The organism is Candidatus Spyradosoma sp. SGI.093 (assembly GCF_050314555.1).
Lineage (GTDB): Bacteria > Verrucomicrobiota > Verrucomicrobiia > Opitutales > UBA953 > Spyradosoma.
Genome location: NZ_JBNPNH010000009.1, coordinates 1 through 23,631, shown reverse-complemented (window position 1 = coordinate 23,631; position 23,631 = coordinate 1). Strand labels below are relative to the sequence as shown.

At 61.6% G+C, this 23,631-nt stretch carries 10 protein-coding genes; 3 read left to right on the top strand and 7 right to left on the bottom strand.

What is annotated here, in order from left to right; translation table 11 throughout:
* The first annotated feature begins 63 nt into the window (after positions 1–63).
* Entirely contained in the window at positions 64–2,478 is a 2,415-nt protein-coding gene (locus ACQREB_RS07915; RefSeq protein ID WP_427767419.1) for a glycosyl hydrolase family 95 catalytic domain-containing protein, read from the top strand.
* Positions 2,479–2,507: 29 nt separating this feature from the next.
* Entirely contained in the window at positions 2,508–3,095 is a 588-nt protein-coding gene (locus ACQREB_RS07910) for a flavin reductase family protein (RefSeq protein ID WP_427767417.1), read from the top strand.
* Positions 3,096–3,591: 496 nt separating this feature from the next.
* On the opposite strand, the gene ACQREB_RS07905 is transcribed toward ACQREB_RS07910, so the two are convergent.
* A complete protein-coding gene (locus ACQREB_RS07905; protein WP_427767414.1) occupies positions 3,592–10,239 on the bottom strand; it encodes a beta strand repeat-containing protein in 6,648 nt (2,215 codons plus the stop codon).
* An 839-nt stretch (positions 10,240–11,078) separates the two neighbouring features.
* On the opposite strand from ACQREB_RS07905, the gene ACQREB_RS07900 reads away from it, so the two are divergent.
* Positions 11,079–12,032 (top strand): aldo/keto reductase, encoded by a 954-nt coding sequence (locus ACQREB_RS07900; protein WP_427767411.1) that lies wholly within the window; start codon positions 11,079–11,081, stop codon positions 12,030–12,032.
* Between the two features lie 81 nt (positions 12,033–12,113).
* Here ACQREB_RS07900 and ACQREB_RS07895 read toward each other — a convergent pair whose 3' ends face one another.
* The 6 genes from ACQREB_RS07895 to ACQREB_RS07870 all read right to left on the bottom strand — a co-directional run bounded on the left by ACQREB_RS07895 (position 12,114) and on the right by ACQREB_RS07870 (position 23,420).
* Positions 12,114–14,663: a glycogen/starch/alpha-glucan phosphorylase gene (locus ACQREB_RS07895; RefSeq protein WP_427767409.1), complete on the bottom strand. Its 2,550-nt coding sequence runs from the start codon at positions 14,661–14,663 to the stop codon at positions 12,114–12,116.
* A 621-nt stretch (positions 14,664–15,284) separates the two neighbouring features.
* Positions 15,285–15,641, bottom strand: coding sequence for a 50S ribosomal protein L20 (rplT, locus tag ACQREB_RS07890; protein WP_427767406.1), 357 nt, complete (start codon positions 15,639–15,641; stop codon positions 15,285–15,287).
* Between the two features lie 98 nt (positions 15,642–15,739).
* Positions 15,740–15,931: a 50S ribosomal protein L35 gene (rpmI, locus tag ACQREB_RS07885; RefSeq protein ID WP_427767403.1), complete on the bottom strand. Its 192-nt coding sequence runs from the start codon at positions 15,929–15,931 to the stop codon at positions 15,740–15,742.
* Positions 15,932–16,119: 188 nt separating this feature from the next.
* Positions 16,120–17,634 carry a 4-alpha-glucanotransferase gene (gene malQ / locus ACQREB_RS07880; RefSeq protein ID WP_427767401.1) on the bottom strand — a complete coding sequence of 505 codons (1,515 nt, stop codon included), beginning with the start codon at positions 17,632–17,634 and terminating at the stop codon, positions 16,120–16,122.
* Positions 17,635–17,754: 120 nt separating this feature from the next.
* Positions 17,755–22,122 carry a hypothetical protein gene (locus ACQREB_RS07875; protein ID WP_427767399.1) on the bottom strand — a complete coding sequence of 1,456 codons (4,368 nt, stop codon included), beginning with the start codon at positions 22,120–22,122 and terminating at the stop codon, positions 17,755–17,757.
* A gap of 206 nt (positions 22,123–22,328) precedes the next feature.
* Complete coding sequence (locus tag ACQREB_RS07870; RefSeq protein ID WP_427767396.1) at positions 22,329–23,420, bottom strand: pseudouridine synthase; 1,092 nt, start codon at positions 23,418–23,420, stop codon at positions 22,329–22,331.
* Between the last annotated feature and the right edge of the window lie 211 nt (positions 23,421–23,631).

Genomic DNA, 23,631 nt, shown 5'->3' with positions numbered 1-23,631 from the left:
GCCTCCGCGCGAGAGATTTGCGTTTCCATCCGCGGGTTTTGCGGCTAAGCTTGTGCACATCTTATGAAAACGCCCATTCTCCCCTCTTTGTTCGCGAGTCTCGCGCTCGCCGCCTTCGTCAACGCCGCGCCGACGGACAAGATTCCGGCGTCGAACGTCATCTGGTTCGATTCGGAGGCGCAGACCTTCAAGTCCGAAAACGGCGCGTGGACGGTGCTTCAGGATTCCTCCCGCGCGCAGGGCAAGGGCTGGGAGTTCGAAGGACTGCCCGTCGGCAACGGCCGCATCGGCGCGATGGTGCTCGAAAGCGCCGCGCGGGAACGCGTCGCGCTGAACGAATCCACGTTCTGGACGGGCGGCGAAAACCCCGGCGGCAACTGCTCGGGCTACGAATACGGCCCGCTTGCGGGGCGCGACAAGTTCGGCAGCTTTCAGCCGTTCGGCGAGCTGCTCGCCGAATTCCCCGGTCTGGAAAATCCGCAGGACTTCGTCCGCAAGCTCAATCTCGAAACCGGCGTCGCCGAAACGAGCTTCCGCGCCAAGGGCGTGAAGTATTCCCGCAAAGTCTTCGCGAGCCAGGCGCACAACGTGATCGCCGTCGTCTATACGGCGGACAAGAAGGGCGCGCTCTCGGGCACGTTCTCGCTGGCGCCGAATCACACCGCCAAGTTCTTCGCGCAGAACAACCGCATGGGCATGACGGGCAAGCTCGTCAACGACCTGAGCTTCGCCGCGCGCGCGGCGGTCGTCGCCAAGGGCGGCAAGACCGTTCCCGTCGGCTCCTCTCCCGCCGAAATCAAGGTCTCCTACTCCGGCAAGGGCGACAATCAGTACGCGACCTACGCCGCCGGCTCGATTCCCAAGATCCGGGTCGAAGGCGCCGACCAGATCGTCGTCCTCGTCGCGATGGCGACGGACTACGCCATGGACCACAAGAAGAACTGGAAGGGCGGCGATCCCGCGCAGAAGGCGGAAAAGACGCTGAAGGAGGCGCTCTCGCACGCCGACAAGCCGACCGAGCTGCTCGCCGCGCACGTCCGCATTCACAAAGGCATGTTCTCGCGCGTGGAGATCGACCTCGGCAAGACCGACGCCGAGACCGCCAAACTGCCGACGCCCGCCCGCGTGAAGAAATACGCGAGCACGAAGGACGACCCCGATCTCGAAGAGACGCTCTTCCAGTTCGGCCGCTACTGCCTCATCGGTTCGTCGCGCGGCTCCGCTCCCGCGACGCTGCAGGGCATCTGGAATCACAAGGTGCACGCGCCCTGGGCGTGCGACTATCACAACAACATCAACATCCAGGAAGCCTATTGGCCGGCGGAAGTGACCAACCTTTCCGAGTGCCACATGCCCCTGCTCGACTACATCACCGAAAGCGCTCCCGCCTCCCGCGCGATGACGAAGAAGCAGTTCGGCGACAATCACCGCGGCTGGACGACGCGCATCTCGCAGAATCCCTGGGGCGCGGGCGGATGGACGATGTGGAACGTGCCGATCAACGCCTGGTACGCGCTCCACATGTGGGAGCATTTCCAGTTCACGCAGGACAAGAAATTCCTCAAGGAACAGGGCTATCCGATGATGAAGGAAGCCTGCCAGTTCTGGGAAGACCACCTGAAGGAGCTCGGCAAGGACGGCAAGGGCTTCGAGTCCAGCGACAAAAGCGTCGACGCCGGCCAGCTGAAGGGCATTCCCGCGGGAACGCTCGTCGCGCCGAAGGGCTGGTCGCACGAATGGGGCCCGACGGAAGACGGCGTCGCGCACGACCAGCAGCTCGTCCGCGACCTGTTCACGAACACGATCGAGGCGGCGAAGATTCTCGGCACGGACAAAAAATGGGCGGACTCGCTCGCGAAGAAGCGCGACCGCCTCGCGCCCGACAAGATCGCGCCCGGCGGCTACCTGCAGGAATGGCTCGTCGATCGCCCGAACATGGTTTCCGGGCACCGCCACACCTCGCACCTTTTCGCGGTCTATCCCGGCAGCGGCATTTCCTACGCGAAAACGCCGAAGCTCGCCGACGCGGCGAAGAAATCGCTCGAACTGCGCGGCACCGCCGGCGACTCCCGCCGCTCGTGGTCGTGGCCGTGGCGCACCGCGCTCTGGGCGCGCCTGCGCGAAGGCGAAAAGGCGCACGAGATGGTCGAAGGCCTGCTCACGCACAACACGCTTCCGAATCTGCTCACGACGCACGAGCCCTTCCAGATGGACGGCAACTTCGCGTTCCCGGCGGCGGTTTCCGAAATGCTCCTGCAGTCGCACGCGGGCGAAATCGAGCTGCTCCCCGCGCCCTGCAAGGCGTGGAAGAAAGGCAAGGTCTCCGGACTGAAGGCGCGCGGGAACGTCACCGTATCCTTCGAATGGGACAACGGCAAAGTGAAGAACGTGAAGCTCGTCTCGCCGACGCCGCAGAAGGTCAACCTCACCATTCACGGCAAGACGAAGGTCGTCGAGACCTCGACGCCGAAAAAGTGAGCCTCCGCGAAAACGAACCCGCTCGCGCCATGCTTCCGGAAAACTTCGTTCCCGTTCCGCTCCCGAAAGCCTATCGGCTGCTGAACCTCGGCGGCGTCGTCATCGTCTCCGCGCAGGACGGCGAGACCGCCGACGCCATGCCCGCCGCGTGGTCGTGCCCGCTGGACGTCGCCCCCTTCAAGGCCGCCGTCGTCGTGGACGCGTCGCACTTCACGCGCGGGCTGATCGAGCGCGGCGGGCTTTTCGCGCTGCAGCTGCCCACCGTCGGCGTGCTGCGGGAGACGCTCGCGCTCGGCGAAGTCAGCAGGAACGACGTTCCCGACAAGCTCGAAAAAAGCGGCGCGAAGTTCTTCCGCGCGGACGGCTTCGCGCTCCCGCTCGTCGAAGGCTGCGCGGCGTGGATGATTTTCCGCCTCGTTCCCGAGGCGCGCATGCAGCGGGATTACGACCTGATCGTCGGCGAATGCGTCGCCGCCTGGGCGGATCCGCGCGTGTTCCGCGACGGGCATTGGATTTTCGAAGACGCCCCGCCCGCCCTGCGCACGATCCACTACGTCGCCGGCGGCAAATTCTACGCGATCGGCGAAGGCTTCGCCCTCCCCTCGACCCGAGCCTGAAAGATTTTTTTCAAACGCAAAGAAAGACCGCGAAGTCAAAGAAAGTTAAAGAAAAGTTTTAGTGGAGAGGCGACATGGCTCCACGCTTCGCTTACCTGCCGCTTCATTGAAATCCGCAGACACAAATTTCTTCCCGCGGATCTCGCAGATTCCCGCAGATTTTTAGAATCCACGAATTGCACGAATTTCACGAAAAGGAGGGTAAGCGTCCCCGCTTGCCCTCGAAAATCCGTTTCCGCAAACTTCTCTTTAACCTTTAACCTTTAAGCTTTAAGCTCTTCTTTTGACACAGAGGAACAGAAAAACAGAGGAACGGAAAACCGCGGGAACGAAAAGGAGGGCGAGCGTCCCGCTTGCCCGCGAAAAACCCTCGCGGATTTCTCCGCGAGGGCACCCTATAACACACACTATGAAAAAAGTTCAAAGCCGGACGCGCGCGCCGAAATGATGGTTGTCCGCCTTCGCCGCGGACGCCCGACCTTGAACCCAAAATGCCTCACGCCTTTTTGCGGCGGCGACGGCTCGACATCGAGAACCCGAGCGCCGTCACGCCCGCCAGCAACCCGAACAGCGACGGCTCCGGAATCGCCATCGTCAGCGTCAGCGTCTCGTTCGCATACGTCAGCGACGAAGTCCAGCCCGACTTGTTCCAGCCTTTCAGCTCGAGATAGTCGGTCAAGTCCATCGCGCCGCCTTCGCTGTACGCGAGCGCCGCTTCCGCCGCGAGCGAAATCGCCGTGTTCGTCGCGAGCGTCACCTCAAAGGTTGCCGTTTCGCTCAGTCGATCCGAAAGGTCCACGACGATTTTCGCGCCGTTCGCGAGCTCGATGCCGCCGGAAACCTCCGTAATCGTTACGCCCGCCGCGATGCCGAGCTTGCCGTCCGCGCCGACCGTCACCTTCCCCTTGCCGAGCGCGTTCGCCTGCGCCGCGAGAACCGTGCCTTCCTCAACGGAAATGGTTCCACGAGAAAACCATTCATTGTTTCCCGAAAGCGTCAACGTTCCTGCGCCGACCTTCCTGACGATATTTGAGTTATCAATCGGTATAAACGCACCGGAAAATTCCGTGTCCACTGCGGCGTTGACGGTGAGAGTCACGGCATTCTCCGCCATGAAGATAATCGAGTTCGTCACGTTCAACCCGCTCCCGAGCTTCAGTTCCGAATCGCCGGTGACGTTCAGCGTGCTGGTGCTGCTGCCGAGCGCATTGCTGTGCCCGATTTCCAGCGTTCCCGCGGAGAGCTTCACGTTGCCTGTGAAGGCGGAATTGTCGCCCGTCAGCTTCAGCGTTCCCGCGCCGACCTTCGTCAGCGTGCCGCTTCCGGAAAGCGCGCCGGCAAGCGTGATCGTCGTTCCCGCCGTGTCCGTCGTGGACGCCGTCGCCGACTCCGAAGTCGACGCGACCATCTTCGTCGTGTCGAAAATCACGGCGCCGGTAAGCGAAATTCCAAGACCCGCCGCGCTGCTCCACGAATCAAGCGCGCCGATGGTCGCGTCAGAGAAGGAAATCGTTTTCGTGCCGCTTCCTCCTCCCGATGTAATGCCGCTTTCGCCGACGTTCAAGCGTCCGCCGCTCACTTTCAGAGTCCCGGCGGAGTTCACTCCGCTAAGGCCGAATACAACGCCCTTCAGATTCGCTTCGCCGCCGGCGACCGCAAGCGTTCCCGCAGAGCTGTAGCCCAAGGTCGTCGTTCCCGCCGTCGCGTTCAAAACGCCGCCGGAAATCGTGAGCGTATGGCTGTGCGTGCTCGCGCCCGAGCCGATGGAAATCGCCCCGTCTTGGCTGCTGCTCGTGACGTTCACGATGCCGCCGGAGACTTCCGCGAGCGCGCTCGCCGTGCTCGGAATGGCGTTTCCAGAAGAATCACCATACCAAGTGTTCAAAAGGATTCGGGACACGGTCGCCGTTTCCGAGCTGAACACCAGTTTGCCGCCGCCGTCCACGAGAGCGCCGTCCTTGCTGTCCACAATGGAAGTCGTCTCTCCACTGAACTTAAGCACTGCGCCATCGCCCACTTTCACAAGCTTCAGCGAAGACGCTCCCGCGATTTCCAGCGTTCCCGACGCGAGCTTCAGCGCGCCGTTCTCGCCCGAGATGGTTCCCATCAGCTTGTTGTCGGCATTCGTGGATTCCAAAATCAGCGTCTTGCCCGACGAAACGGAAATGTCGTTCTCAATCGTCAGCGCCGCATCCGCGCTTGCGCCGACCTTCAGCGTCACTTCGTCCACGCCGGTGCTTCCCGCCGCCGTCACCGGTCCCGAGCCGAGCGCGCTCGCGCTGCCCGCGACGAGCGTGCCGTTCTCGATCGTCGTGCCGCCCGTGTAGGAGTTCGCTCCCGAAAGCGTCAGCTTGCCTGTGCCCTTCACCGTCAGCGTTCCCGCGCCGGAAAGCTCGCCGGAAAGCTCAATCGCCGAACCAACGTTCCCGTCGGCATTCGCCGAGATTCCCTCCGCACGAACGACCTGTTTCGTCGTGTCTATCGTCACGGCGCCGGTGACTCTCATATTCATCGCCGAAGTCCAGTTGGCCAATGCGCCGAGCGTACCTCCCGAAAGCGTGACGGTCTCGTTGAGAGCGGTTCCGACGATCAACCCGCCTTGCCCAAGATTCAAACGCCCGCCCGAAAGCGTGACGGTCGCCGCGTTGGCGCGCTGGCTGTTCAGAGAAATCGCGTAAAGATTCGCCGTGCCGTCGGAGATTTCCAATTCCCCCTTGCCGTCCCACGAAACCAAGGTGTAGCCGGAAAGCGCGTTCAGCGTGCCGCCGGAAACCGTCAGTTTGCTCGTGTTATTCGGGGTGTTGGTGTCAGGCCAGTGCCCGATAAGAATCGCGTTCTCCGTCGTGCTGTCGGTTTTCCCTGTGCCCGTGATGTTGAGCACGCCGCCCTGCAACGTGTACGAGCTCGCTTTCGTGGCGTTGCTGTCGTTTAGGAGAAGGCGTACAGCGGAAACCGTTCCCGCGGTCTGCGTCACGGTCGCCGCATTGCAGACGGAGATATTGCTGGAAACGGCAAGATTGCCGGAAATGTTCGTCCGGGTGCCGGCAAGAGTCAAATTCGTGATGTTCTTCGCCTCGGTTCCACTGATGTCCAGCGTTCCCGCGGTTTGATTCAGCGTGCCGACGGTCGCCGCGCCGGCGAAAGTGAGTGTGTTCCCGCCTTTGACAGTCAGCGTCTTCCCGGCAGCGTCCACGGCGCCTTCCAACCTCAGACTTCCGCCGCCGACATTGATGTCGTAGTCCGTTCCGAATATAAAATCATTTTTGAACGTGCGATCGGAACCGCCCCAAAAACCGGCGGACGTCTGTCCCTCTGACTTTGACAGGCGAATCGTCACGGAATCCGAAAAAGAAATCGGAGAGCCTCCTTCATACTGACTCCAATTAAGATTTCCGTAGTAATCAAGCGTTCCCGTGAAAGAATCGGCTATGAAAACCCCGCTATCGGTGCCATTGTTCCCCGTATAGACGTATTTGACTGTCCCCGATCCGGAAAGATTCAGTTTCGCGTTGCTCGAACCGATCGCATCGGAATCCGAGCCCAAATCCAACGTGACGCCTTTTTGAATTTCGAGCGTCGCGCCTCCGGAAATCGTCAGAGAATTCTTCGCGACGTTCACCGTCGCGCCCGTGCCCTTGAACGTCGTGTTCGCGGAAACCGCAATCGCCTCAGGATTGACCGTGCCATCGACGCTCACCTGCGCTCCCGCGATCGAGAACGTCACGGAGTCGCCGTCCTGGAAATTCTCGGCGGTGGAGCCTTCGTCCTTCGTCCAGCCGCTGCCGTTCACCTTCCACACGTCGGCGTCACCGCCGGTCCAAGTAAGGGAGTAATTAACGCCCGCCGTGTAAGAATCAAGCGTAAGCACGCCAGCGTCCGAAACCGAGAACCTCGCGATCCCGCGCTGGTTGACGAGCTTGCCGCCGACGTAGATGTTCGCGATGCCCAGTCCGTCCGCAACGACGCTCGACCCGGCAACGAGCTTCAGGCTCGCGCTCGCTTCCGTCATGTCGATCGCGTCCGTCATGTCGAAAATCGTTCCGCCCGAAATCGTCACAGCCCCCGTCGCCAAAATCGCCGCCGTGTCCGCGCTGAGCGTGCCCAGCACAAGCTTTGCCGAGCCTTCCGTCGTGAACGCGCCGCCGAACGTGACGTTCCCGCCGGAAACGTCGAGCGTGCCACCGGAGCCGACGGTCGTCGTTCCCGCGATGTTCACCGTGCCGGAAAGGTCGAGCGTCGCGCCGGCGCCGACGGAAACCGTCGAGAAGTAGCTCGTTCCCGTGAAGGCCTGCGTGCCCGAGCCGCTGACGGAAAGTCCCACCGCGGACGAACTCGTGCCCACCGTGCCCCAAAAAGTGTTGGTCGCTCCGGTTTCGGTCGCAATCGCGAGCGTGTTGCCCGCTGTCGCGGCGACGACGCGACCAGCCGACGTCCCCGTCAGTCCTTTGATGTTGACCGTCGCCGCGTCAAGCGAAAGCGTAGCAGTCTTTTCACTAACGGCGGACGTCAGATTGACGGTCGCGTTTTTCAAGGCATTTTCCGTCAGCAGGTGCAGTTCTGCTCCTGCGCTACTGCCACCGCTCTTATAATTGAAATTGACCGTACCGTTGAATCCTCCGTCGCCGGCGATAGAAAAAATAGCCGCACGGTCGTCGTTTCCCGCCTGTTCGTTGATCGTGAACGTTCCTGCTCCGCTCAACGAGCCGATGACGTGTCCTTTCCTCCAATTCGCCGTGAACGTACCGGTTCCGGCGTTCGTGCCGTCGCCGACCTGAATTCCTCCGGAGAAATAGTAGGACCCGTCCATTGTCTCCAAAGTGGAAGTTCCGTTCAGGATGATTTTCGAAGTTACCGCGACTTTATCGGTGGTACTTGTGGTCAGTCTCGTTTGGGTCCAAAGATGGATTTTCAAGTTGGCACCGGAAGAGACCGAAATCGTTTCCCCCAACGCCTTCATCTGATTCGCAATCGCCGGGTTGGTGTCGCCCTGTCCCCACTGCAGTGTCCCGGAGCCCACGACGAGGTTTCCGGCCGTCCAACGCGTGTCACCGGTCCCGCCGAATCCGGTGGCGAGCTTCAGCGTTCCCGCGCCCTGCTTCGTCAGCGTTCCCGAGCCGGAAACCGCGCCGGAGAGCGTCAGCGTGTTTCCCTGCGTATCGATAATGCTCGCCGCCGCAACGTTCACGGCGTTCGCGAGCGTTCCCGTGGCGCTCGCCGCCAACAATGTGCCTCCGGAAAGCGTAATCGTGTTCGTCCCGAGAGCCGTGTTGTTCGCGCCGACCGAAAGCGTTCCGCCCGTGACGGACACGCCGCCGAGAGCCGTGATCGTGCCGCCCGTGAACGAGACCGTTCCCGCGGTGATGTTCACCGTTCCCGCGGTAACGCCGCCCGCAGCGACAGTCACGGTCGCATCGCCGGAGAACGTCACGGAGTCGCCGTTATAAAACGCCTCAGCGGTGCTGGAGCTGTTGTCCTGCCACGGCGTCGCCGGCGATGTTTCGGCAATCGTGACAGCCTTCCAGACTGAGGAACCGGCTCCGGTCCAAGTCAGTGTTTTCGCCGTCGCAGACGCATCGTAGCTCACGACGCCCGCCTCGGAAGAAGTCAGCTGGCGGCCAACCGTAATCGCCGCGCCGTTGTAGGTGAAGTTGTTGGAGCTCGTGAGCGAATCCCAACCGTTGATCGTCCCGCCGGAGATGAGCCTCGTCGTGCCCGTCTGTGTCAGGTTGAACACCGTCGCGGCGGAAACCGTCACCGTGCCCAAGTTCTGAATCGCGCTCCCGAGCGAGACGCGCGCGCCGGAGAGGTCGAGCGAGCCGTCGGTGGCGATCGAAACCGTTCCGTTCGACGCGTTGAGAGTCGAGGACGACAAGTCCAACGCCCCCGTCGAAGCGATGTTCATCGCGGCGCCGCTCGCAAGAACAATGTTGCCGGAATTCAAGTCCGTCGTCTTGACGAAAGACGTAGCGCCGCCGATGTTCACGGTGGAGACCGAAATCGCCGAGTTGTTGACCGTCGCTCCGGTCAGATTCAGAACACTCGAAGCGTTCGTCGCCGTAATCGTTCCCGTGCCGGTTTTGTTGGTGAACGTCAGCGTTGCATATTTGCCGCTGGCAATCGTGACGGCCCCAGAATATCCGCTCACGTCTCCGTTGAACGTATATTTCTGATTATTGGCGCCCGTGGTTCCTCCAAAAGAGAAAGCTCCCGTCCCCGTAACAGTGTTATTGAAGACATACGTGCAACCGGAATACCCGTCCGTGATATTCAACCGATCGATTCGCACTGCTGCCGCGACGGTGCGAGTCGCGTTTCTGTCGCCATTGAGGTGCCCTGACGCCAAATTGAAGATAATCGTATCGTCAGCCGTCGCGCTCGTAAGACGCGGATCTCCGCTGGTGCTTATGGTGTACTCCGCGCCGGACGCGTTAGCGCTCATCGCGGCGGCGGCGACGGGGGAAGAGCTTGCGAGAGAGTAGGAGGCAGTCGCCGCGGGAACGGCGGCGAAAACGCCGCGCGTGCTGAAGAAGGCGGCGGGAAGAATCGCGCTCGCGCCGGAAGAGGAAGACGTCGTCGCGACGGCGGCGGGCGTTCCCGCGTCGGAGGCGCTCGACGAGCCGAGGGAGACGTCCGCGGCGATGGAAGCGCGCGTGAGCGTGTCCGCGAGCGAGACCGTTCCCGCGGCGGGAACGGAGACGGAAGGCGTCGGCGTCGCGGCGGGAACGGCGAGCTCGGCGCCCGCGGTCGCGAGCGCGCCGCCGGAGGAGAGCCCTCCGCCCGTGCCCTTGACGGCGCGGATTCCCGCGAAGCGCGCGGCGGCGGCGTAGCGCGCGATCCACTCGCGCATCATGGTTTCGGTGGAAAGTTCGTCCGGCGCCGCGGCTTCGTCGAGCTCGACGAGGGCGTCGTCGGCGAGGAGGAGTTCGAGCGCGTCGGCTTCGTCCTGCGCTTCCTCGGCGGCGGGCGCGTCGGCGTCTTCTGCGGCGGGCGCGTCGGCGAGCGGGAGGATTTGGTCGGCGCCTTCGGGGGCGTCGGTTTCGGCGATGATGTGTGTCGTCTGCGTCGCCGCCTCGTTCGCGTAGGCGGAGAGTCCCATCGCCGCGGCGGCGATAAGCGTAGAGATGAACAGGCGTTTCGTCTTCATGGTGAACTGTTAAAGGTGTTTTAAATGAAAATTTGGTTGATTATGGGCGGTTAAAAATACCGAGGGGGAACGCCCTGCAAGCCGCATGAATAAAGGGAATTGTAAAACTATAAAATATAAGTCTGATTTTAACGCAAAGAACGCGAAGATTTTCGACCGCGAAGTCAAAGGAAGTTAAGGAAAGTTTTTAACCGCGAATTGACACGAATTTTCACGAATTTCGGGCGGCGTTCCCGTGAAAATCGCGTCATTTCTCCAAAAATCTTTGCGTCTTGGCGTCTTTGCGGGGAAACTTCGCGTTCCCGAGAGCGTCCGCCCAAAAAATTTCCGTGCTTTTCCGTGTTTTCCGTGGTCAAAATTTCGGTATTGCCTCGGTATTTTTAACCGGAAGAATGGTGACGGCGGAGGAAGGGAAGGAAGCTTAAAGGGGAGTTTCTGCGGGGGAGATTTTCGGGCAAGTTGGGGGCGAAGACGTCCACGTCTTCGTCATGGGGCGAGGAAACGCCGCGCGGCGAAAATACGTCTGCGGGAAATCGAATACCGCACGGACGAAGGCAGGAATGCCTTCGCCCCCAAAAAGAAATCCCTCAAAATCCCCGCAATCCCTGTTGAAAAAGAAAAGTTTGCGCATGCGGATTCCAAGGAAGCGACAAGAATGCCGCCTCTCCACTAAAACTTTTCTTTAACTTTCCTTGACTTTTCGGTTTTTGGGCGGGCAAGCGGGGACGCTCACCCTCCTGTAGGAATTCGCGTTCATTCGCGGGAATTCGCGGTTTCAAAGATCTTGAATCGCAACTGCGCGCTTGCGCCGGGAGCGTCGGGGCGCGTATTTTTTCGCCATGGAAAACGAAAAAGACAGCGTTCCCGCCGTTCCCGAAATGCCCTACGCCCGCTGCGGCGCTTCCGGGCTGCGCCTGCCGAAAATCTCGCTCGGGCTCTGGCACAACTTCGGCGGGATCGACGATTTCGCGAACGCGGAGAAAATCCTGCTCACGGCGTTCGAGCGCGGCGTCACGCACTTCGATCTGGCGAACAACTACGGTCCGCCTCCCGGGTCCGCCGAAGAGAATTTCGGGAAGATGCTGCGGCGCAATCTCGCGGGGCACCGCGACGAGATCGTCGTTTCGTCCAAGGCGGGGCACCGCATGTGGCAGGGACCCTACGGCGACGGCACGTCGCGCAAGAGCCTGATCGCGAGCTGCGACCAGAGCCTGCGCCGCACGGGGCTGGATTATTTCGACATTTTTTACGCGCACCGCTACGACGCGGAGACGCCCGTGGAAGAGACCGTCGGCGCCCTTTCCGACCTTGTCCGCGCGGGCAAGGCGCTCTACGTCGGGCTGTCGAAATTTCCCGCCGACGTCGCGGCGCGCGCCTGCGCCCTGCTCCGCGGGAACGGCACGCCCTGCCTGATTTTTCAGGATCGGTACAATCTTTTCGAGCGTTCGCCCGAAGCGGAGAAGCTGGAGACGGCTCGGCGCGAGGGCGCGGGCTTCATCGCGTTTTCGCCGCTCGCGCAGGGCCTGCTCAGCGACAAATATCTGAACGGCGTTCCCGAAAATTCCCGCGCCGCGAAACCGAGCGGTTTTCTCAGGCGCGAGCAGGTCACGCCGGAGAAAATCGCCGAGGCTCGCCGTCTCGACGCGATCGCGCGGGAACGCGGGCAGACGCTCGCGCAGTACGCGATCGCGTGGCTGCTGGGAAACCCGCTCGTGACGAGCGTTCTCGTGGGCGCGAGCACGCCCGCGCAGCTCGTCGATTCGCTCGGCGCGCTGCGGGGCGGGAACGCCTGAGGCGTTTTTTCGGAACACGAAAAAAAAGAACGTTCCCGCGCGGTGAGGCGCGGGAACGTTCCTGTTTTTTCCGGAGAGCGCTTATTTCGCGGCGGAAATGGACCACTCGACGTCGTTCTGTTCGACCTTGAGCGGGGCGAGCCGCCAGATGTCCTTCGCGTATTCCGCGATCGTGCGGTCGGAAGAGAACTTGCCGACGCGCGCGGTGTTGAGAATCGCCATCTTCGCCCAGCGATCCTTGTCGCGGAAGGCTTCGCCGACGCGCTCCTGGCATTCGACGTAGGAGCGGTAGTCCGCGAGGACGAGGAACGGGTCGCCGCCTTCGAGGAGGCTGCGGACGACGGGCGCGAGGGAGCCCGGCTGCTGGGGCGTGAAGTAGTCGCTCGTGAGCCAGCCGAGGATCGCCTTGAGCTCTTCGTCACGGTTGTAGTAATCCCAGGGATTGTAGCCGCGGCGGCGGAGTTCCTTCACTTCATCGACGGTGAGGCCGAAGATGAAGATGTTGTCGTCGCCGACTTCCTCGCCGATTTCGACGTTGGCGCCGTCGAGCGTGCCGATCGTGAGGGCGCCGTTGAGGGCGAGCTTCATGTTGCCCGTTCCCGAGGCTTCCTTGCCGGCGGTGGAAATCTGTTCGGAGAGGTCCGCCGCGGGAATGATCTTTTCCGCGAGGGAGACGCGGTAGTCCGGCAGGAACGCCACCTTGATCTTGCCGTTCACGCGCGGATCGTTGTTGATCTTTTCGGCGACGGCGTTGATCGCGTGGATGATGTGCTTGGCGAGATCGTAGCCCGGAGCCGCCTTCGCGCCGAAGACGAACACGCGCGGCGTGACGTCGAGCGACGGATTGTTCAGGATGCGGTGGTAAAGCGTGAGGATGTGCAGCAGGTTGAGGTGCTGACGCTTGTACTCGTGCAGGCGCTTGATCTGAACGTCGAAGAGCGCGTCGGGCGAGACTTCGATGCCGCAGAGTTTTTTGATGATGCGGGCGAGCTCGACCTTGTTCTCGTGCTTGACCGCCATGTAGCGCTTGCGGAAGTCCGCGTCGTCGGCGAATTTTTCGAGCCCGCGCAGCAGATCGAGATCCTTCGGCCAGTCGCCGGAGATCTTTTCGTCGATGAGGGCGGAAAGACCCTTGTTGCAGGCGAGCAGCCAGCGGCGCGGCGTGATGCCGTTGGTCTTGTTGTTGAAGCGGTCCGGATAGAGCTCGTGCAGGTCGTGGAAGAGGGTCTGCTTGAGCAGTTCCGTGTGGAGCGCGGCGACGCCGTTGGTCGAGTGGCTGGTGATGACGGCGAGATACGCCATGCGCACCTGCTTGACGGCGCCTTCCTCGATGATCGAGAGCTCGCGCTTCTTGCCTTCGTCGCCCGGCCACTTCTTTTCGACTTCGAGGAGGAAGCGGCGGTTGATTTCGTAAATGATCTGGAGATGGCGCGGGAGCACCTTTTCGAACAGCGGCACGCTCCACTTTTCGAGCGCTTCGGGGAGCAGCGTGTGGTTCGTGTAGGCGAACACCTTGGTCGCCGTGGACCACGCCTTGTCCCAGGAGAAGCCTTCGACGTCCATGAGCAGGCGCATCAGTTCCGGGATCGCGATCGTCGGGTGCGTGTCGTTGAGCTGGATCGCGGCCTTTTCCGCGAGCGTGTCGAGCGAGCCGTTTTCCTTCTTGTGGCGGCGGATGATGTCCTGCAGCGAGCAGGAGACGAAGAAGATCTGCTGCACGAGGCGGAGCTGGCGGCCGACGGCGGTCTTGTCGTTCGGGTAGAGCACCTTGGAGACGGTCTCGCTGTTCGCCTTTTCGCGGATGGCGTCGATGTAGCCGCCTTCGTTGAACTTGTGGAAGTCGAATTCGCGCGTCGCCTTGGCTTCCCAGAGGCGGAGGAAGTTGATCGTCTTCGCCTTGTAGCCGACGATCGGAATGTCCCAGGGCACGCCGATGATGGGCGTGGTGTTCACCCAGCGCGGCTTGAGATTGCCGTTTTCGTCGTAGGAAAGCTCGACGTTCCCGTAGAGCGGGACTTCGACGCGGCGCGTGGCGCGGCGGACGTGCCAAGGATTGCCGGAGAAGAGCCAGTTGTCGGCGTTTTCGACCTGGTAGCCGTTCGAGAAGGTCTGGCGGAAGAGGCCGAATTCATAGTGGATGCCGTAGCCGACGGCGGGAAGGTCGAGCGTCGCGAGCGAATCGAGGAAGCACGCGGCGAGGCGGCCGAGACCGCCGTTCCCGAGCCCCATGTCCTTTTCTTCTTCGAAAATCGTTTCCGGATCGAGTCCGAGTTCGCGCATCGCGGCTTCCGCGGTTTCGAGCAGACCGGCGCTCGAGAGATTGTTGCGCAGGAGGCGCCCCATCAGGTATTCGACGGAGAGATAGTAGCAGCGGCGCGTCTTCGCGGAAACGTGCGCCGCCTGCGTGTTGATGAAGCGGTGATGAATGAGGTCGCGGACCGCGCAGCTCACGGCAAAGAGCCAGTCGTGCGTCGTCGCCGTGTTCTTGTTGCAGGCGAGCGTGCAGCGCAGATGGTAGAGAATCCATTGCTTGAACGAATCGACGTCCGCCTGAGAGGCGATCGTCGGAAGTTCGGGTTTCGCCGGAATCGCCGGCGTCGCCGTTTTCTTGGTCTTAGATACTTTTGCCATTATGTTCTGTTTACGTTTACGGTGTTACTGAAATTCAAATGAAGAAGTGAGCATAGCAGAAAGCGGGCGGCGCGCAAATCCAAATTTCGCGGGAACGCCTTCGCCGCGGGGCGCGAAAGGGAGGAGCTTGAACGGCAGGCGGACGGTCGCCTCCTGCAAAAATTCGCGGTTCCGAAAAATCCGCGGGGAGTTGCGCCTTTCAGGCGCGTGTTTTTTTCGACCTCGCCCCCAAGCGGCGTCGCCGCATGGGGTTATTTTTGTTCCGCATTTCATGCGAAGCGAAAAGCCTTCGAGAAACCCCGCTCCTCAAAAGAAATTCCTCAAAATCCCCGCAATTCCGTTGAAAAAAGAGAAGAGTCCGCGCGGGCGGATTCCGGGAAAGCGGCAGGAAAGCTGCCTCGCCTTTAAAAAGCTTTCTTTGACCTTCCTTGATTCGGCGGTCTTCGGAAAATCTTAAAGGGCGTTTGTGAAGGAGAGATTTCCGAAAGCGAGCGGGACGCTTGCCCTCCTGTGAAATTCGCGCTCATTCGCGAAAATTCGCGGTTCCCCCGTTTCCCGAAAAAAACGTTCCCGCGAGCGATTCGCGGGAACGTCCCTTTTTTGAAATTCGCTTGTTTTCGGTCAGGCGAGCGCGGCTTTCGCTTTTTCGACAATCGCGGCGAACGCGGCGGCGTCGTTGATGGCGAGCTCGCTGAGGTTCTTGCGGTCGATGACGATTTCCGCCTTCTTCAGGCCCGCGACGAGGCGGCTGTAGGTGATGCCGAGAGGACGGCAGGCGGCGTTGATGCGCACAATCCAGAGCTGACGGAAGTCATGCTTCTTCAGGCGGCGATGCACATACGCGTACTTCTGAGCGCGGTTGACCGCGTCGTTCGCGTGCGTGTAAGCGCGGGATTTGAGCCCGAAGTAGCCTTTCGCCTGTTTCAGGACGCGTTTGCGGCGCGCGCGCGTTGCGGGAGAGTTGGTGACACGTGACATGTTGCTTTAACTTTCTTTCTTTTTGTGACCGCCGGGTCGTCAATTTCACCCGGCAAGTGCGGTTTTCGGTTGCGGTCCGTAATTCCTTTTGCGAGAGATTACGCGAACGGCATCGCGGACTTGAAGGTCTTTTCGAAGCCCTCGTCGACACGCTTGTCCGCACCGGAGCGACGACGAGACTTCGTGCTCTTGTTGCGGAGAAGGTGACGCGTGTTGGGCGAGCGACGCATCAGTTTGCCGCTGCCGGTCACTTTGAACCGTTTTGCGATGGATTTCTTAGTTTTTTGCATAAGAAGGTGCTTAGAAAAACGTTTTTCGCGGGAATTGTAAAGGGAAAAACGGAGGAAAAAGGAGAATTTTTTGCAGGGAAAGGTGAGGAGGTTATGGAGGTTATAGGAAGTTGATTGCTTTTCGCTTCGCCGAGCGCAATGAACTTCATAACCACCATAACTTCATAACCTCATCACTTTCTTCGCAATCACGCTCTTCCGGAGATTTCGACGAGCTCGCGCAGGCGCGGCACGACGTCGGCGCGGAAGCGTGCGAAATCGGCGTCGGAGAGGCGCCAGCGCCAGTTCTTCAGTTCCGTTCCCGGCTCGTTGAAGCGCGCTTCGGCGCCGAGTCCGAGCAGGTCCTGCACGGAAATCACGGCGAGGCGCGCGTGCGACTTCAGCGCGGCGTTGACGAGCGCCCAGTGCGGCTCGTTCCCGTCCGTCCACAGGTAGCGGCGGAAGAAATCGCGCTCGTGTTCGGCGGCGGACGCGTACCAGCCGACGACGGTGTTGTTGTCGTGAGTTCCCGGATACACGATCGTGTTCGCGCCGATGTTGTGCGGCAGGTAAAGATTTTTCGGATCGCCGCCGAAGGCGAACTGCAGCACCGCCATGCCGGGCAGCCCGGTGTCCGCGAGCAGCTTGCGCACGCCGTCGTTCATGTCGCCGAGGTCTTCCGCGATCAACTGCGCGTTTCCGAGCGCGCGGCGCACGCGGTCGAAGAACTCCAGCCCGGGACCGAGCACCCACTCGCCCGTGCGGGCGTCCGGCGCTCCCGCGGGAATGCGCCAGTAATCGTAGAAGGCGCGGAAATGGTCGATGCGCACGACGTCGTAGAGCGCGAAGCAGGCCCGCAGGCGCGCGATCCACCACGCGTAGCCGGTCTTCTTGAGCGCCGCCCAGTCGTAGAGCGGATTGCCCCAGAGCTGGCCGGTCGCCGAAAAATAGTCCGGAGGCACGCCCGCGACGGCGAGGGGCTCGGCGGTCTTTTTGTCGATCTGAAAAATGCCCGGATTCTGCCAGACGTCCGCGCTGTCGAGCGCCGTGAAGATCGGCACGTCGCCGACGATCTTCACGCCGCGGGAACGCGCGTGGCCGCGCAGTTCGCGCCACTGCGCGAAGAAGATGAACTGCACGATCTCCGTCTTTTCCTTTTCCGCGAGCACGCCCGCGCCCCACTTCGCCTTCGCGGCGGATTCGAAGCGGCGCGCGTTCGCCGGCCACGCGTACCACGGGGCGCCGTCGAAATGCTTTTTCAGCGCCGTGTAGAGCGCGTATCCTTCGAGCCAATACGCGTTGTCGCGGCGGAAGGTCGCGAAGTCTCCGAGCCGCGTCAGCAGCGCGGGATCTTTTTTGACGTTCCCGTAGAGCTTGTCGGCGCAGGCGTGAAAGACGCTCCAAAGCGCGCCGTATTCCACGTGGTCGCGCGGGAGCGCCGCGAAGGGCTCCAGATCCGCGGCGTCGAGAAAGCCCTGCTCCGCCAGACTCTCGAAATCGACGAGAAAGGGATTTCCCGCGAACGAGGAAAAGCACTGATACGGCGAATCGCCGAAGCCCGTCGGCCCGAGCGGGCAGACCTGCCAATAGCCGACGCGCGCGTCCGCCAGCGCGTCCGCGAACTGACGCGCGGAAGCGCCGAGCGTGCCGATGCCCTGGCGGGAAGGCAGCATGGTCGGATGAAGAAGAACGCCGCTCGAGCGGCTTTTGAGCCAATTGAACATGGGAATAAAGCTTAAAGGTTAAGGGTTAAAGATTAAAGGAAAGAGGAGAGATGAGAGTTGAGAGCTTAGAGAAAATTTTCTTTAAGCTTTAAGCCCTCAACTTTTCCCTTAACCTTTTCTTCAAATTTCGTCCGGGGTGAGCCAGCGGAACGACACGATCTTGAAACGGCGGCCGAAGAGGCGGTTCACGGCCTTCAGCTGCGTGTTGCGTTCGAACTTCTCGAAGAAATGCTCGTCGTTGCCGAGCGACTGCGAGCGGTAGTTCTTGCGCACCTGCAGCGAGTCGAAGATCGTCTTGTCCGCGCTTTCCAGCACTGCGTCCTCCTCGTCGGCGACCCAATCCGGCAGGCGCTGCACGACGGCCTCGCAGTAGGCGCGCGCCTCGGCGTTCCCGCTCAGCCCGAAGACGTCGCCGTAGGCGCGGATCGTGAACGTGTCGGAGCGCACCGTCATGCCCGCGCCGAGGCTCGAGAGCACGTCACCCTGCGTCAGGTAGCCCGTCGCGCCCGCCTTTTTCGAGGCTTTGCCCGTCGAGGGAATCAGGTTCGGGAACTGCGTCGAGTCCGGCGTGTTCTTCGCTTCGCCCATGCTCTTGTTGATCGAGCTCGTCTTGTCGATAGCCGCCTGCAGCGTTCCCGAGCGCGCCGTGTCGTCGCTCGCGTTGTAGCGGCGGTTCACGAAGTCCGCCATCGACATGAAGGGGCCGCGCAGACGCACTTCTTCGACGATTTTTTCGGCGAGCGACTGCAGGTCGCTGTCCTTCAGCGCGCGGTACCAGCGCCAGCCGGAACCTTCGTCGCCGTCGCTGTCGCCGACGCCGGAGTTGTTCTTGCCTTCGCCGCCGGCGTCCTTGCCGATGAGCTTCATGAAGCGCACGATCGGGAAATCTTCCGCCTCGGAATAATCGCCGTCGATCTTCAGATACTGCTTGTGCAGACTCGCGAGCTGCGCCTTCCAAGCCTCCACGGACGTGGAATTGACGTTGAACGCGCCTTCGTAGAGGAAATTGCGCGCGACCTTGTTCGGGTCCTTCAGCTCTTCGGTCACGACGTCGTCCGTGCGGTCCGGGTCGGAGCGGTCGCGGATCAGCGACACGCGCGGGTTCGCGAGCGGGTTCGCAGCCTCGTCGTCGAGCAGCTTGCGCGCGAACGCGGAGACGTTTTTCTGCTGTCCGTCGAGATCGCCGAAATTGACGCCGGAGAAGAAATAGCGGTCGAAGAGCGCGAGATTCGCCGCGAAGGGCGTGTCCGCGCGCGGCTGCTGCGGCGGCGTTCCCGCCTTGTGTTCCGGCCAATCGAAGAGCGTCGAAAGATCCTTGTTGCCGATCGGCGGATACGAATTCGCCACGACGTAGCTCGGCTCGTAGTCCAGGACCGAGCAGTCGACGCTCTGGAACTGCCCGAGCGACGTCATCGGGCGCGTCGGCACTTCGTAAAGCACGACGTTCGTCTGCCCGTCGGCGCCCGTGCTGTCGCCCCAATACGCCTGACCGTCGCCGGTGTGCTCGATCGCGTCCATTTCGTCGATGCCGTCCGTGCGGATCTGCGCGATCCAGCCCGGACCGGCGTTCACGAAGTTCCCGCGCGGCTTTTCGCCAATCTGGCTCGGCGCGTTGTCGTCGACCAGCTTCTCGGAGTTCCACGAGCGCGGATCGACGACCCACGGGCGCGAGTTCGAAAGCAGCGGGCCGGCGAAGGGAGTGTCTTCCGCGCCTCCCTTATAGACTTCATAGACGCAGAGCGCCTGCTTGCGCGCGCCGTCCCAGCCCGTGCCCGATTCGCGGTAGAAGGACTTGCCGAGCTTCACCCATTCGGACGACTGGTTGCCGATGCGCTGGCTGTTGTATCTGTAAAGCGAGATGCGGCTGACGGAGATGTTCTGGAGCAGCGTTTCGTCCGCCTGGTCCGACCAGCCGGAAGAGCTGCTCGGGTCGTTCCAAGTGCGCGTCAGCATGTCTTTGTCCTTCATGTTTTCTCCGATCGCGCTCTGCGGGTAGAACAGGTAAAAGAGGAGCATGTCGGATTCGAGCTGCGCCACCGCCGCGGTGCCGGAAGCGCCCCAAAGGTCGGGAGCGGCATGCCCCAGGGAAATCGAGAAATCGCAGTTCAGGTCCGCCGGATTCTTCATCTTGGCGAACGCCATCGGAATTTCGAAGCCGGGCAGACCGCCTTCGGGGTCGGGCTCGAAATTGCCGAGCGAATTCGCGAGACCGTAAATTTCGTCGCCGGCGTTGTTGTTCGTTCCGCCGCCGCCGACCTTGAGCTTGACCGGATACTGCTTGGAATAGGCGAAAACGGGCTTCACCTCGCCCGGCTGCATGACGATGGAGCCGTTCGGCGAACCCGTGTAGGAGCTCGTTCCCGCGAAAAGGTAGAGCGAATGAGCGGTCTTTCCGGAATAATTGCCGCTGAAGAACCAGAACGGAATCTGCATGTACTCGCTTTCGATCAGATTGTCCGTGTTTCCGGTGTATTCGCCGTCCGCGCCGACCGTCCGGTTGTAGCCGACGTAAGTGTTTTTCCAATACCAGAATTTCCCGCCGTCCTCGCGATGCAGGAGGAGAGAGAACGGATAGAATTTCGTGACGTTCATGCCGAGACCGAAGAACTCGATCGGCACGTTGTAGGGATTGTGGAGCACAAAGAGCGGCTCCGCGATGAGCGCGGCGGAATCCTGATTGAAGATCAGCGAGAACTTCATCGAAAAGCGCAGCACTTCCGGCGCGAGACGCATCGACTGCGGGATAATCGCGGACCCCTTCTGCACGCCCGTGGAAGTGTTGGCGTAAACGGCGCCCTGCTCGACCTTGTAGTCGGGATCGCCGGAGACTTCCGTCAGGTACGTCGGCGCATCGACGAAGTTGGTGTAGTCGCCGCCGTGTCCGGCGCTGTTGTTGTATTCCATGCCGCCGCGCCAGGACGCTGCCGCGTAGTTCCATTTCGGAGAGAAGACGCCCTTGTAGGTCTGCGTCGTCGCCTGTCCGGAGCCGGTGGAGACGTTGACGGACGTGCTCTCGCGGACGTGGCGCGGGTCGCCCTGCAGGTAGCTGTACGGCGCCATGCCGGTCGCGAGCCACGTGGAATCGTCGGACGCCTTCAGCCCGCGCACGCCCCGCTTTTCGACTTCGCGCTTGTAGAGGCGGTAGTAGTTTCGGAAGACGTCCCAGGTCGGTCCGCGCAGATAGCGGCCGTCGGAGTTCCCGCGCTTGGCGATCTTCGTGTCGAACTCATAGACGTAGCCGAGCCCCTCGGACGGCTGTTCGAGCCACCATTTCGTCGTCTCGTTGTTGTCGACCGAGAAATAGCTGAGCAGGTTGAGCCCGTTCTTTTCGCCGGAGCCGTGGAACTGCGGGTAGTCGCGGAAGCCCTTGTTGAAGCCGTCGTTCCCGCCGAACCAGGGCATTTCGAAGGCGACGGAAAGGTCGGTCTTGAGACCGCCGCTGTACACGTCGGCGAAGACGCCGCGGGACCAGAACGAGACGTCGTGGTAAAGCGCGCGGGCGTTTTTGAGGAAGTCGGCGGAATCTTCGTCGGCGTAGGCGGCGAGATTGCCGAGGGAAAGCACGTAGGGGAGCCTGGCGGCGGAGGCCGTTCCCGCGCTCTTGGCGTCGGCGCTCCACCAGTCGTCGAAGGACTTGATGCCGGTGATGACTTCGGCGCCGACGCGCTGAGGCGTGGCACGGAGCGTGCGCTGGAAGTCGTTGAGCGAGGAATCGAACTCGCGCGCGTAGGCGTCGGAGAGATTCACGCGCGCCTTCACGCCTTCGTCGCCGACCCAGTAGGCGAAGGAACCGGCGCCCTTGGCGGAACGCTGGAAATCGGTGCGCTTTTCGAGCGGAACGCGGCGCACCTTGACGACGTCGTCCTCCCAGCCGGTCTTTTTGCCGAGCGTTCCCGCGCCGACGAGGGTGACGAGCTCGGGGCTGTCGTCGTCCACGTCGTAGGCGTTGACGGCCTCGGAGACGAGCTCCTTGCCCTTGTCCGCGTCGACGGAAGACTTCGAGACGGGCTGGTCGAGCGGGGAGAAATTGCCGGAGTCGGAATCGTAGCCGGAAACGAGCCAGCCGAGGAAGGGCTTGGCGTCGGGATCCTTGTAATCCCAGTCGCGGAGCTTCTGCGAATCGGACTTGTCGAGCCCGCCGGTCGCCCAGACGCCCGTCCAATGGCGCTTGCCCTTGTAGGGCGTTCCCGAGGGGAGCGACTTGTTGGTCCCGCCCTGGTCGAGAATGTCCGCCGTGGCGGTGACGCGCTGGTCGTCGCCGGCGAGGAGCTGGAGCTGCGCGAGCGCGATGCGGAGACCGCAGACGGCGTTCGCCTGAGCCTGGTAGCGCTTGACGCGGTAGCCGCCGATCTGCGATTCGAGATAGACGAACGACACGAGGGAAATCGCGATGAGGAGCATCAGCGCCATCATGACGAGCGCGACGACCAGCGAAAATCCGCGTCGGCGGGAGTTCCGGAACGTTTTTTTGAAGGGTAATGCGAACATGGCTATAGGGACATTCTCCTAAATTTTCGCGGGAAAGGAAAGCCAAAACGCGGACGGCGTCGAAGTGCAGGTCCTCCCGCAAAGACGCGAAGAAAAACCGCGAATGAACGCGAATTTTTATCGGCAGGCAAGCGTCTCGCCTGCCCGCCGAAATTCTTCCCGCGCAAACTTCCCTTTAAGCTTTAAGCCTTAACCTTTAAGCTTTCTCAAGCTTTCTTCTTCCGGCTCGCGTAGGAGCGCGTGCGGGCGTTCTTCGCGTGCGGGCGCTGCTGCGTCTTCCATTCGGACGCGGCGCTCTTCTTCGCGCGGGAGCGCTTCGGCACGAGCGTCGGCGCCTCCGCGGGAACGTCCGCCGCTTCGGCGAGCTTCGCCGCGCGCGTCGCCCGGCGCACGTCGCGCTTGACCTGCAGTTTCTTTTCGATGACGGCGCGGCGTTCCTTCTCCTCTTCGAACCTGCGGTGCGCCTTCTTGAGCGTGCGCGAGGGCTCCGCCGCCTTTTCTCCGCGCAGCGCCGCCTTGTTCTGGCGCTTCACGGCGCTCGGGCGCGAGGGATCGGCGTTCCCGTGCTTGGCGAAGATGAGGTCGATTTCCTTCTTCGTCAGCTTGCGGCAGTCGCCCGGCGGCATTTTCTTCAGAATGAGCCCGCCGATCTGAAAACGGCGCAGCGTCTTCACGAAAAAGCCGAAGACTTCGAGCAGGCGGCGGATCTCCCGCTTGCGTCCCTGGTTCAGGTGAATTTCGAGCTTCTTGCCGTCGGGAAAACGGATCACGTTCGAAAAGCGCAGAAATTCGTCCTCGCCGTCCTCGTTCTTGAGCTTCACGCCCTTGAGCAGGCGCGGCGTCAGCGCGGGGTCGTATTCGCGGTTGAGCGTCACTTCGTAGCGCTTCACGACGTCGCTCGACGGATGGATGATGCGGTTCGCCAGGTCGCCGTCGTTCGTGATGAGCAGCAGCCCCTCGGAATCCTTGTCGAGCCGCCCGACGCAGAAGAGCTTGTGCGCCGCCCACGTCTCGGGAATGAGCTGGAAGACCGTCTGCCCGTCGTTCGGATCGAGATTCGTGCACAGGTAGCCGCGCGGCTTGTTCATCATCAGCACGATGCTTTCGCGTTTGCCGAGGGAAATGACCTGCCTGCCGATCTTCACGACGTCCTCGCCGGGAACGACGCACTGGCCGAGCTCGGCGACTTTGCCGTTCACGCGGACCTGCCCGTCGGCGATCAGCTCTTCCGCCTTGCGGCGGGAACACACTTCCGCCTGCGAAAGATATTTTTGGAGACGCATCTGTTCTTCGTTCATAATGGCGCGCGAGCATAGCGCGGGGACGCCCGCCGCTCAACAAAGAAAAACCTTCGGATAGGTAAAAGTTTAAAAGGTTAAGGGTTAAAGCTTAAAGAAGGTTTCGGAAAACAGGCGAAGGCGCCGAGCCTCCTTTGTCTTCGCGGTTTTCCTAAAAATTCCGCGCGCGGTCGCGATGCCTCAATAAAAAAGTGCACCGAAGGCAAAAGAT